General features: G+C 43.3%; 11 protein-coding genes and 2 other annotated features (1 of these 13 only partly in view). Of the genes, 9 read left to right on the forward strand and 2 right to left on the reverse strand.

Annotated elements, in window-relative coordinates:
- Positions 1–29: 29 nt before the first annotated feature.
- The gene (locus tag CUU66_RS06270) at positions 30–344 is read right to left on the reverse strand and encodes a (deoxy)nucleoside triphosphate pyrophosphohydrolase (protein ID WP_308302467.1); all 315 of its coding nucleotides are present in this window, start codon (positions 342–344) and stop codon (positions 30–32) included.
- Between the two features lie 372 nt (positions 345–716).
- On the opposite strand from CUU66_RS06270, the gene pxpB reads away from it, so the two are divergent.
- From pxpB to CUU66_RS06320, 9 genes are all read left to right on the forward strand, one after another.
- Positions 717–1,433 (forward strand): 5-oxoprolinase subunit PxpB, encoded by a 717-nt coding sequence (gene pxpB / locus CUU66_RS06275; protein ID WP_101640822.1) that lies wholly within the window; start codon positions 717–719, stop codon positions 1,431–1,433.
- Positions 1,430–2,434, forward strand: a complete 1,005-nt coding sequence (locus CUU66_RS06280) for a biotin-dependent carboxyltransferase family protein (protein ID WP_101640823.1) — start codon at positions 1,430–1,432, stop codon at positions 2,432–2,434. The genes pxpB and CUU66_RS06280 overlap by 4 nt, the downstream gene beginning before the upstream one ends.
- A 12-nt stretch (positions 2,435–2,446) precedes the next feature.
- The gene (locus CUU66_RS06285; protein ID WP_101640824.1) at positions 2,447–3,205 is read left to right on the forward strand and encodes a LamB/YcsF family protein; all 759 of its coding nucleotides are present in this window, start codon (positions 2,447–2,449) and stop codon (positions 3,203–3,205) included.
- Between the two features lie 315 nt (positions 3,206–3,520).
- The gene (gene pepT, locus CUU66_RS06295) at positions 3,521–4,753 is read left to right on the forward strand and encodes a peptidase T (protein WP_101640862.1); all 1,233 of its coding nucleotides are present in this window, start codon (positions 3,521–3,523) and stop codon (positions 4,751–4,753) included.
- A gap of 370 nt (positions 4,754–5,123) precedes the next feature.
- On the forward strand, positions 5,124–6,776 hold the full coding sequence (locus CUU66_RS06300) for a PAS domain S-box protein (protein WP_101640826.1): 1,653 nt from the start codon (positions 5,124–5,126) through the stop codon (positions 6,774–6,776).
- Between the two features lie 360 nt (positions 6,777–7,136).
- Positions 7,137–7,418: a DUF1292 domain-containing protein gene (locus tag CUU66_RS06305; RefSeq protein ID WP_101640827.1), complete on the forward strand. Its 282-nt coding sequence runs from the start codon at positions 7,137–7,139 to the stop codon at positions 7,416–7,418.
- Between the two features lie 98 nt (positions 7,419–7,516).
- A complete protein-coding gene (locus CUU66_RS06310) occupies positions 7,517–7,711 on the forward strand; it encodes an alpha/beta-type small acid-soluble spore protein (protein WP_101640828.1) in 195 nt (64 codons plus the stop codon).
- 102 nt (positions 7,712–7,813) lie between these two features.
- Positions 7,814–8,074, forward strand: a binding site (T-box leader).
- A 607-nt stretch (positions 8,075–8,681) separates the two neighbouring features.
- Positions 8,682–10,022 (forward strand): branched-chain amino acid transport system II carrier protein, encoded by a 1,341-nt coding sequence (gene brnQ, locus CUU66_RS06315; protein WP_101640829.1) that lies wholly within the window; start codon positions 8,682–8,684, stop codon positions 10,020–10,022.
- A 15-nt stretch (positions 10,023–10,037) separates the two neighbouring features.
- Complete coding sequence (locus CUU66_RS06320; protein WP_101640830.1) at positions 10,038–10,607, forward strand: GNAT family N-acetyltransferase; 570 nt, start codon at positions 10,038–10,040, stop codon at positions 10,605–10,607.
- An 82-nt stretch (positions 10,608–10,689) separates the two neighbouring features.
- On the opposite strand, the gene CUU66_RS06325 is transcribed toward CUU66_RS06320, so the two are convergent.
- On the reverse strand, positions 10,690–12,024 hold the full coding sequence (locus CUU66_RS06325; protein ID WP_101640831.1) for an amino acid permease: 1,335 nt from the start codon (positions 12,022–12,024) through the stop codon (positions 10,690–10,692).
- A gap of 108 nt (positions 12,025–12,132) precedes the next feature.
- Positions 12,133–12,140 (reverse strand) — a binding site (T-box leader); it runs 227 nt beyond the window's last position.

Genomic DNA, 12,140 nt, shown 5'->3' on the forward strand with positions numbered 1-12,140 from the left:
TTCAACTTCCTTGCAAACTTAATTGCGTTTTACAATTCTTGTGACAGTATCCTTACGGTCGGTCTATCCGCTCTTGACCAATTCAGAAGAGACAGCTCACTTTTGTGAACCCACTTCAATTCAGAATGTTCCTTGGCAGAAGGATGACCGCTTACTATTTTGGAGCGGTATGTAATTAGCTGAACAATAATCGAAGAATATTCCTCGGCTGCTTCTGTTATTTGGCTGAAGACTTCTATTACACATCCAAGTTCTTCCCTAATTTCCCTGATCAGCGCTTCCTGGTCCGTTTCACCTGTTTCAACTTTCCCTCCCGGAAACTCCCATACATTCGGCTGCGCCATAACAGGAGATCTTAATCCGCATAATACTTAAGCTCTATCATTCTCTATAACAGCACCGATAACCCTAATGGTTTTCTTCACACAATTTCCATCCTTCAAACAGCCTCATTTATCTCTCATCATATACGTTTCTTGTCCGTGAATACAAGTCTGCATGAGCGGACCCGCTGCCTGCCTGAATTCAAATTTTTTGACTATTCTACCTACTCAAGTATAATGAATTTTAACCATGGCGAAAGATGTCGAAACTAAAAGATGAACTCCTTCACCAAAGCTTAAAACGGTACATACAAGCCGGACTCATAGAGCTATAATACTTTTACTCACGATGGGAATTTTAAGTATAGACTAATTATTAGGAAGGGTGTAACAATGAAAGTTCGATTACATCCGTTAGGGGATAATGCCATCATTATCGAATTCGGAGAAGAAATAACTATTGATATCCACAAAAAAGTCCAAAGGGTATCCTCCCTTTTAGAGAACCATTCGGCCCAATGGATGATTGAATTCATACCTGCTTTCTCAACTGTCACTGTTTTTTACGACCCCCTGCTGGTTTCATCTCTGACAAAACAAGACCGGCTGCCTCCTTATAAATGGGTTTGTAACGAGCTTCAGCGCTTCTTAAGCAGTGCGACTATCGAAGAAACACCTGCCCCGAGGGTCGTCGAAATCCCAGTCTGCTATGGAGGAGAGTTCGGGCCTGATCTCGAGTTTGTCGCTGAACATAACGGATTAACTCCAGAAAAAGTAATAGATATTCATGCTGATGGCGACTATATCGTATATATGATCGGCTTCGCTCCCGGCTTTCCTTATTTGGGTGGAATGCCTGAAACGATTGCTGCACCAAGGAGAGAATCCCCGCGGTTCAAAATCCCGCCGCGTACAGTAGGTATTGCCGGCAGGCAGACAGGTATATATCCAATTGAGACGCCAGGCGGCTGGCGGCTGATCGGCCGTACCCCCCTGCCCCTGTTCCGTCCAGATCAGAACATTCCAAGTTTGCTGAGGGCGGGCGATAAGATAAAATTTAAACCAATCAGCTTAGAAGAATATAAATCGCTTGAGGAGGAAAGCCAATGATCCGCATAATGAAGCCTGGCCTTCTTACAAGCATTCAGGACTTAGGCCGGTATGGCTATCAAAAATACGGAGTCATCTCAAGCGGCGTGATGGATCAGCTGGCACACCGCATTGCCAATTTATTGGTCGGAAACTCTGAAAACGAGGCCACACTGGAACTCACATTAATTGGACCAGCTTTACGATTCGAAAGAGATACCCTTATTTCGATATGCGGTGCAGATTTAAGCCCTGCAATTGATGGCATTCCTGTTCAGCTATGGAAAACCATATACATAAAGAGCGGAAGTCTGCTCACTTTTGGCCGAAATCAGTCAGGCTGCCGAGCCTATATAGCAGCTGCAGGCGGATTTTCCGTTCCAGATGTAATGGGCAGTAAATCTACATATTTAAGAGCCGGAATCGGCGGCTTTGAAGGACGTTCCCTTAATACGGGTGATGAGGTACTCTTCGGGATGCAGAGTTCTCTATCCGCCAAAATGATGGATTATCTTAGAAAACAACAAACAGACCAGCCTTTCAGCCAGCTTGACTGGTCCGTATCCTCAGGATTGATTTCCTTCTATAAATCGAATACAAAAATCAGGATCATCAAAGGCCGCCAATTTGATTGGTTTACAAAAGACAGCCAGAAAGCATTCTTTTCCGTCCCTTTCCAAGTTACACCACAGTCCGACCGGATGGGATATAGGCTTAATGGTTCCAAGCTGGAAGTAGAAAATAAGGCAGAAATGATTTCAGAAGCTGTAAGCTTCGGTACGGTGCAGGTTCCTTCCAATGGCAGCCCGATTGTACTTATGGCTGACCGGCAGACAACAGGAGGATATCCAAAAATCGGACAGGTTCCAGCCGTCGATTTGCCGCTGCTGGCCCAGGCTAAGCCAGGTGATAGCCTTGCATTCGAAGAAATCCCGCTGGAAGCTGCTCAAAATCTCTACCTTAAAAGAGAACAAGAAATTCAGCATTTAAAACAAGGCATTATTCTAAAGTTTACCAGCTAGGAGGAGTTTGGTTTGGTTGTTGTAGATATTAATTGTGATATGGGTGAAAGCTTTGGCGCATACAAGATGGGCAGAGATGAAGAGATATTAGATTATATAACGTCTGCCAATATTGCCTGCGGATTTCATGCCGGCGATCCTCGTACCATGAAAAATACAGTGAGACTGGCACTAGAAAAGAACATTGGAATCGGGGTTCATCCCGGGCTGCAGGACTTAGCCGGCTTCGGAAGAAGAGATATGAACATTTCGCCCGAGGAAGCATATGACATTGTTATCTATCAAATTGGCGCACTATACGCTTTTGTTAAATCAGAAGGCGGGAGTCTGCAGCATGTGAAGCCTCATGGAGCCCTGTATAATATGGCTGCGAAAAGTGCTATATTATCAGAGGCCATTGCAGAAGCTGTCTACAAAGTGGATCCTGAACTTATATTATTCGGGCTCGCCGGCAGTGAACTGATCCGTGCTGCCCAGAAGATAGGCTTGAGTTCCGCAAGCGAGGTCTTTGCTGACCGGACGTATCAAGACGATGGCTCACTTACCTCCCGGCGTGCTGAGGGAGCACTTATTACAAATCATGATGCTGCTGTAAAGCAGGTGGTCCGGATGGTAAAGGAAGGCAGCGTAACCTCCCTTCAAGGGACCGAAGTCTCCATCCAGGCCGATACAGTCTGCATTCACGGAGACGGAATACATGCATTAGATTTTGCAAAGAATATCACAGCTGCCCTAAAGGAATCAGGTATTACGATTGCTACATTAAAATAAGCTTAGAAGGAACAAGCTAATAATAATAATCTTTCCTTCAAGGAACAGGCGTCCGGCAGCATTTAGGACGCCTCTCATTTTGACTCCTGAGCATAATCTGCCTGAATTGATATTATTATTTATTGAGGATACGTGATTTCGGCTTGTATTCTCTTTTATTTCGAAAAAATCTAGTTCATAATTAATGGGGTGCTTCTGAATTTGTAGATCACCCCCGCATTTTCCATTAACTCTCTTCACAAAAGATGCAGCCTTGTGTACCTCCTCTGGAATCACCAGGCAGACTGTAAGAATATCTTAAAGGAGCTGGAAGTTTTGAAAGATGACATCATTAAAAGATTTACTTCTTATGTAAAAGTGGACACTCAATCCAGCGATAGCAGCGAGAGTACTCCCTCAACACCCGGACAGCTTACTCTAGCCAATATGCTTGTCGAAGAATTAACATCAATCGGCATGGAAGAAGTGACGATTGATGAGAATGGGTATGTTATGGCATCCCTTCCCTCTAATACAGACGGAGAAGTACCGACCATTGGCTTTCTTGCCCATGTAGATACAGCCACTGATTTTACTGGAGCAAATGTAAATCCACAGCTTGTTGAACATTACGATGGTACAGATATTACTTTAAATGAAAACTTACATATTGTTTTATCACCAAATGATTTTCCAAACCTAAGCAGCTATAAAGGACATACCTTAATAACAACCGATGGCACCACTCTCCTTGGCGCTGATAATAAAGCAGGTATTGCCGAGATCATGTCAGCCATGGATTATTTAATTAAGCATCCGGAAATCAAGCATGGAAAAGTAAGAGTAGCCTTTACTCCGGATGAAGAGATAGGCAGAGGGCCGCATAAATTTAATGTGGATGCCTTTAATGCTAAATTCGCTTATACGGTGGACGGCGGACCACTTGGAGAACTGGAATATGAGAGCTTTAATGCAGCCTCAGCAAGGATTACCATTACAGGGCGTAACATTCACCCTGGATCAGCGAAAAATAAAATGGTGAACTCCGCTAAGATTGCGATGGAGCTTAACAGCATGCTGCCTGCAGAAGAAGCACCGGAGTTTACAGAAGGCTACGAAGGCTTTTATCACCTCTCATCCGTAGAAGGAGATGTTTCTGAAACAAAACTTAGCTACATTATCCGGGACTTTGATCGGGAGCAGTTCAACGGAAGAAAAGCAGCCCTTGAAAAGATTGTAGATGAATTGAGAGTTCGATACGGCAAAGACCGCATTCATCTAGAATTGAAGGACCAATATTATAATATGAGAGAGAAAATCGAGCCGGTTATAGAGATAGTTGACATCGCTCATCAAGCGATGGAGAATTTAGGCATCCAGCCCATCGTAAAGCCTATCCGCGGAGGAACAGACGGTTCACAGCTCTCCTATATGGGGCTTCCGACACCGAATATTTTTACAGGTGGGGAAAATTATCACGGCAAGTATGAATATATCTCCGTGGATAATATGATAAAAGCTGCCGAAACAATCATTGAAATCATTAAACTGTATGAACAAAAAGCTTAATCATTCATTGCAACACGAGCTGACTCAGCAAACTTGAGCCAGCTCTTTTATTTTATTAACTCTGTTAAACATGGCTGTTGATTGCAGCTAGCAGGCACTCGCTTTCCGCGGGGCGTTCCGGGAGCCTCCTCGGCATTGACGCCTGTGGGGTCTCCCTTGCCCCGCTTTTCCCGCAGGAGTCTCGCATATCCGTTCCAATCAACATCGTGCAAAAATCAACAATGACCTTTAGGCATAGCTATTTTATTAAGGAAGTATGGAAAAAACTGATACTATTATGATAAAAATAAATCCTTTTCCACGGAACATATATTTTCTGAACAATTCCTGATATAATGTTTTGAGTCTTTTTGAGATGAAGGAGCCAGATATGTCAAAACAAAAGGTGTTAATCATCTATTTTTTAACCAGTATTACGTGGATCGTTGCAACAGACTTCCTTGTGGATTTATATATAACAAATCATTCAGTATATATGTGGATTCAAAAGATAAAAGGCCTATTGTTCATATTTTTCACAGGTGCACTCATTTATGTTCTTCTCTCTAAAAACGAGAAGTTTTCACAGCTGAAGGAAGAAGAACAGCGTCTGTCTACACTAATTAATTCCATGGTCGACTTTGTTAACTTTAAGGATGGAGAAGGCAGATGGATCAAAGCCAATACATTCGGCCTTAAGCTATTTCAGCTGGAACAAGTAAATTATATAGGCCTGAAGGATTCTGAACTGGCGGAATATACAGATTTTTATAATGAAGCCCTTAAATATTGTGAAGTGTCTGATGAGGAAACCTGGATTGAAAAAGAAATCACACGATGCGAAGAGATTATCCCGCTGCCCAATGGAGATCAGAAAACATTTGATACCATTAAGGTACCACTGTTTAACCCGGATGGTTCCCGCAAAGCCCTTGTTGTCATAGGCCGGGATATTACGGAAAGAGTAAATGCAGAGAAAAAACTTTCTGACAGCCAGCAGCAGTATAGATCCCTATTCGAATACAATCCTGATCCAGTATTCATGATTGACTTGAACAACAATATCACCAATATTAACCCGCAATTCGAGTATACCATCGGCCTGTCCCAGGATCGTTTAGTCGGAAGGTCTATTAACCAGTTCGTTTCAGGATATGAGCTGGACGATAAAAAGCTTCGGGATTCTTTTGCATATGTCCTTAGAAATAAGGAGGGTATTACAACAGGAGATATTAAGTTTGCTACTACCAGCGGCAAAACGCTCCTGCTCGCCTGTACCTTGGTACCGATGCTGATTGACGGTGAAATCACTGGAATTATTGGATATGCCAAGGATGTCACGGTCATCAGGGAGACTGCAGAGCGCTTGAGGAAAACGGAAAAGCTTTCCGTTGTAGGCGAGCTCGCTGCAAGCGTGGCACATGAAGTAAGGAATCCATTAACCTCGCTGAAGGGATTCGTCCAATTGCTAAAAGATAGTGATGAGACCTATCAAACCTATTACAGTATCATGCTCAATGAACTGGACCGTATCAATCAGATTGTCAGCGAACTGCTTGTTCTGGCAAAGCCGCAGGAAAAAGAGTTCAAGAAGCACAATGTGGTCCATCTCCTTTCGGATGTGAAGGCATTGCTCGAACCTCAGGCAAACTATGACGGCGCTGAAATCATAATCGCCGTCAAAAACGAATTACCCTTAATTTCCTGTGAGGCCAATCAGTTAAAGCAGGTATTTATTAATATTATTAAAAACTCTATTGAAGCATCCGCGCAAAAAGTCAAAATCAGTGTTGAAAAGGAAAAGGACATGGTTTCAATTCTGATTAAAGACGATGGATGCGGCATCGAAAAAGAAAGAATCAAGAACCTTGGGGAACCTTTTTACTCCTCGAAGGAAAAAGGCACTGGCCTAGGATTGACCGTAACTTACCGTATCATTGAAGCTCACCGCGGAAAACTTGAATTTAATAGTGAGGTCAGCAAAGGTACCGAGGTTAAAATCTTGCTGCCCGCCGATGCTGATGATTGGCAAAGGCCGTACTGAACTTAAGTACGGCTCTTTTTAAGCTGGACTGTGGTTTGATAAGTGTTTCTGTTTAACTTAGGTAACTTATACTTTAGGAGTCTCTCCGATATGGGCTTGATGGAGATTGCAATGAAAACAGTCATTATTGAGGATTTCCCGATAAAATTAAATATTTGACGCTGAAACTTAAGTTCCAAGCTCAAAAGACTTGGTTTTCCTTACAGTCATCTCCAGAACTATTCATAGACCCGGTTTTCAACCTGCCCCTGCCACCTCTTCATCTCGTTCTCTTCCCGAAAACCTCTCATATCTTCAAAAACATCATAAATCTTAAGCTGATTGGAAAAAGTAATAAAGAAAATGCGGAGGTGACGTGAATTGGAACAACAACCTGAAATACGGGATTTTGTAACAATCGAAGATGAAGAAGGTATAGAACGGCAGTATGCGGTTGAAGCACTATTTGATATGGAGGATCAATCTTATGCTCTGTTAACCTCTGGTGACGACACGATTCTTGTTGGTGTAGAGGAAGAAGATGGAGAGCAGTATATCACAAACATTGATGATCCCGAGGAGCGGGATAACGTTTTAGCAGCGTACCAAATTGCTGTCGATGCGGCTCCTGCAGAGAATGTAGGGGACGTAGCGGATTTTTAAATATCTTAACACGCTCAGGGTGAATTCTCTGCACCCAAAACGGTTACCTTATTAATGAGCATGATGGTATGCTCAATAACCGTCGGGAGTGATGTATCTTGGCAAGAAACAAACTTTTGGTTCCTGGTGCAGGTAATGCCCTAGATCAGATGAAGCAAGAAATTGCTAATGAGTTTGGAGTTCAGCTTGGTGCAGATACGACCGCACGTGCTAATGGTTCTGTCGGCGGAGAAATGACGAAGCGTATGATTGCTTATGCGCAGCAGCAATTAGCTCAACAGCAAGGACAGTAACCGAAAAAGAGGCCGAATCACGGCCTCTTTTTTTCTAAAAATAAACGAAATCATCAAAAGAGATTGACAATTCAATCATGCCCTGATAAATTAGAATACATATTAAAATCAATGACGAGAAGAGTAAGATAAGTATTCTGTTCCCCAGAGAATCGGCGCTGTTGCTTTCTAAAGGCAACTTGGTGAAAGCCGGTGTTCAGTCCTTATCCGAAGATCATCTCTGAGATGCAAAGCTGAAGCTAGTAAGCTTTGACGGTTTTTCCTCCGTTACCATGGGACACGTATGATAGTACGTTGACTGAGTGCTGCATGATTTGTAATGCAGAATTAGGGTGGTAACGCGAGCGTAAACTCGTCCCTGTTTAACAGGGGCGGGTTTTTTATTTTTTTGGCTGTTTTCTCAAATTTGTCTGCTAATGAACAAGTAGGTTATTTCCACTCCAGGATGCTCGCTTTCCGCGGGGCGTGCGGTGAGCCTCCTCGGCGTATCGCCTGTGGGGTCTCACCTGATCGAAAAGCGGAGGACGGTGCTTTTCAAGAAAAGATCCATCCAAAAGCTGAATGATGATCTTTTTTACTAGAGGCAAAACGCTAAAAGAAAAGCAGACACCTGATAAAGAAGACTTGCTGATTGGCTAGCGATAGCGAAGACAGAAGCTTAGTCGCCCTTACCACGCTCCAACCGCCACGTCCTGTGGCCCCGCCTGGCTCGCACATCCTGTGCTTCGTGCGTTAGCCCGGCATAAGACTAGCGGCAGTAAAAGGCCGATTTTGCCTTTTAATGACGATTGGCTTATGACCGAAGGTGATAGTCCGGAGCTGGACAATACCCGCTGCTCCCGCAGGAGTCTCGCACCTACCGTTCCAATCACCTTGATTTGACAACGGGTTGTGGTCAAACAATTAATCAATAAACAACATCTTTTTTGAAAACAGCCTCTTATTTTAATACATCAAAGGAGCGATCACATTGAAAAAAAGAGACACATTATTTATTGGCCTTATGCTATTTTCCATGTTTTTTGGAGCTGGTAACCTTATCTTCCCTCCATTCTTAGGAGCTGAATCAGGCACCTCCTTCTGGCCTGCTATCGCAGGATTTATTTTAACTGGCGTCGGACTTCCATTTGCAGTGCTGTTAGCTGTTTCCCTTGTTAAAGGAGGAGCCCAAACGATCGGAAACAGAGTGCATCCTGTATTCAGCACCGCCTTTATGGTGATCGTTTACTTAAGCATCGGACCATTCCTGGCAATACCAAGAAATGCAAATGTGGCCTATGAGATGGGTCTAAAGCCATTTTTGGGCAGCTCAGCATCAGGATTTTCCTTATTTATTTTCACACTGGTTTTCTTTGCACTTGTTTATGTAATCAGCTTGAACCCTTCTTCTATGGAAAAATATATGGGCCGCTGGATTACACCAGTACTTCTTCTATCAATGGTTGTTCTATGTGTGACTGGACTTCTTAAACTTGATTCTCCTTTACAGGCACCAGCTGACGCATATGCCTCGGGTGCATTTTTTAAAGGGTTTCTTGAAGGATATAACACCATGGATGCTCTTGCTTCTTTAGCATTTGGGATTGTTATTCTGACAGCGATTGGGCAAAAAGGAATAAGCGATCGAAAACAATTAACGACATATACGTTGAAAGCTGCAGTGATTGCGGGTGTACTGCTTGCTCTTGTTTATGTTTCACTCGGGTTAATGGGCGCGAGGATGCCTGCAGGAAACTCCGCTAATGGTACAGAACTTCTTTCAGCTGCATCTGTCCTTCTCTTAGGAAACAGCGGTACGGCGCTTCTCGGTGTGATCTTTACACTGGCCTGTTTTACGACTGTAGTTGGACTGACTGCTGCCTGCGGCCAGTACTTCTCCCGCCTTCTGCCAAAAGTCAGTTACAAATTAGTTGTATTAGCAGTCACACTGGTTGGATTTACTCTTTCTAACCTGGGGTTAAACCAAATTTTAAAAATATCCGTACCGTTTCTTGTTATGGCTTATCCACTGACAATTGTACTGATCACTCTTACTTTCTTCAGCCGCTTCTTCAAGGATTCACGGAGAGTATATGCGAGCACTGTGTTATTCACAGGCGTATTTGCCTTAATTGATGGGTTAACGGTTTTCGGCCTTGATTTAGGACTTGTACAAAATTTGAGGGACTTCCTTCCGCTTTCCGCAAGCGGCCTTCAATGGATTCTGCCGGCCATCGCCGGGGCAATTCTTGGTTTAGTTCTCGATAAACTGTTTAAAGCATCGTCTCGCGGAGAAGTGGCTACACCGAAAAACACCCAAAAAGTGTCTTAATTTGGAGGTACTTGTATGTTCTCATTTAAAGTCAATGAAGAAATATCCATAGAGCTTTTACAGCAGCAGCACAAAGAGGAATTATTTCTGCTGATTGACAAGAACCGTGAGCATCTTCGCAAATGGCTTTCATGGGTAGATAAGAGAAAATCTGCCGCGGATCTTGAACCAATTTTCCCAATCTGGCTGAAGAACTACGCAGACAATAATGGATTCGATGCTGGAATCCGTTACAAAGGAAAACTGGCCGGTATGATCGGGCTTCATTATATTGATTGGAAAAATAAAAGCACGAGTATTGGGTATTTCTTATCAGAGGAAGCCCAGGGCAGCGGAATCATTACTACATGTGTACACGGACTTTTACTATATTTATTTACAGATCTTGAACTGAACCGTGTGGAAATACAATGTGCGGCAGGCAATGAACGGAGCAAAGCCATCCCAGAACGGCTCGGGTTCGTGAAAGAAGGCATCAAACGTGATGGACAATGGCTATATGACCATTATGAGGATCTTGTAACTTATAGTATGCTTGCCGAAGAGTGGAAAAAGAATAGTAAGTGCGGATCCGTAGTTGATTAAGACAGTTTCCACAACGGATGCTGCCTCCTTATATGTATACAGTAAAAAAGCAGGAAACCTAATCAGAGTTTCCTGCTTTTTATTATTCGCGGCCCTTAGAAGGTTTTATAATAAACGATAAAACCGTCAGGATCACAAGTATTGCAATACAGACAGCGGAGCTTAGCCTGTTTGCTTCGCTTAAGATTAAAGCTATAAAGCTTACTCCTAAACCAATGATGGCGAACAGTGTTGCGAATGGGAAACCCCAGACTTTAAAATATGGTTCTTTTCTGTAAGTACGGCGCAGCCTTAGCTGTGCAAGACAAATGCTGATCCAGATAAATGAAACGGCAAATCCCGGGATGGCCATTAAGTATCCAAACACCCTGTCAGGTTCCAAGTAAGCAATGTATGCGCCCGCTATCAGGACGACCGCACTGATGATCAAACTTACAACAGGCACCCCCCGCTTAGAAACAAAGCTTAAGCTTTTTGGGGCCACACCTGTAACAGCCAGAGAATGCATCATTCTCGTACTTCCATATATACCTGAATTTGCTGCTGATAGAACAGCTGTAATCAGAATGAAGTTCACAACATGCGATGCGCCTTCCAGCCCAGCAGTTTTAAATACCTGTACAAATGGACTGCCGCTTTGATCGATTGAATCCCATGGTATCAATCCGCAGATGATAAGAATCGGCAGAGTATAGAATAACACTACGCGGAACATGACTCCCTTCACGATTCCGGGAAGCGACTTCTCTGCATCCTTCATTTCAGTGATTGTAAGACCGATCAGCTCGGAACCTCCGTAAGAGAACATCACAATCAGCAAGGTAGAAAAAACGGCTCCCCATCCATTCGGAACAAAGTCCGCATAATTTTGCAGATACGGAGTTTCCCCTTGGCTTGGAATGATCCCAAATAAAATGGCGGTTCCTAATAATATGAACGCAATAATGACGAAGATTTTTAGACCAGCAAACCAGTACTCTATTTCTCCATAATATTTTACACTAAAACTGTTCAGCAGGATGATACCAAGAGCGCATAGCAGGCTCAGCGCCCAAAGCGGAGTATCCGTAAACCAATATTGAAGGAAGCTTCCCGCTGCAATCACTTCAATCACACAAACCACAAGCCATAAAATAACATACAGCCAGCCCGTTACAAACGATACTTTTTCTCCCAGTGCCTTTCCGATCAGCTGATTCATATTCTGCCCTGGATAAACAATGGCCATCTCAGCCAGAGCAGCCATGACAATCAAGAGCAGAAGGCCTGCAAATAAATAGGAAAAGATGACCCCCGGACCAGCCAGCCCAACTGTGTCTGCACTCCCTTTGAAAATTCCGGTTCCTATCATGCCACCCATGGCGATCATTCGAACATGACGCGCTAGCAGCTGTTTCTGTAACTTATCACTTTGCATGTGACACCACCCTATTCACGTAAATAGATTTGATTTGCTTTTCCTGTATCCAAAAGTATCAGTAAACCATTAATTTCTAAAAAATAAAAATCCCTGCTGAAAAGAATCAGCAGGGA

The organism is Peribacillus deserti, assembly GCF_002863585.1.
In the GTDB taxonomy this organism is placed as follows: Bacteria; Bacillota; Bacilli; order Bacillales; family DSM-1321; genus Paraperibacillus; species Paraperibacillus deserti_A.

Coding starts and splice junctions, on each gene's coding strand:
- pxpB (WP_101640822.1), top strand. CDS start 717: ATGAAAGTTCGATTACATCCGTTAGGGGATAATGCCATCATTATCGAA.
- CUU66_RS06320 (WP_101640830.1), top strand. CDS start 10,038: ATGTTCTCATTTAAAGTCAATGAAGAAATATCCATAGAGCTTTTACAG.
- CUU66_RS06300 (WP_101640826.1), top strand. CDS start 5,124: ATGTCAAAACAAAAGGTGTTAATCATCTATTTTTTAACCAGTATTACG.
- CUU66_RS06270 (WP_308302467.1), bottom strand. CDS start 344: ATGGCGCAGCCGAATGTATGGGAGTTTCCGGGAGGGAAAGTTGAAACA.
- CUU66_RS06325 (WP_101640831.1), bottom strand. CDS start 12,024: ATGCAAAGTGATAAGTTACAGAAACAGCTGCTAGCGCGTCATGTTCGA.
- CUU66_RS06280 (WP_101640823.1), top strand. CDS start 1,430: ATGATCCGCATAATGAAGCCTGGCCTTCTTACAAGCATTCAGGACTTA.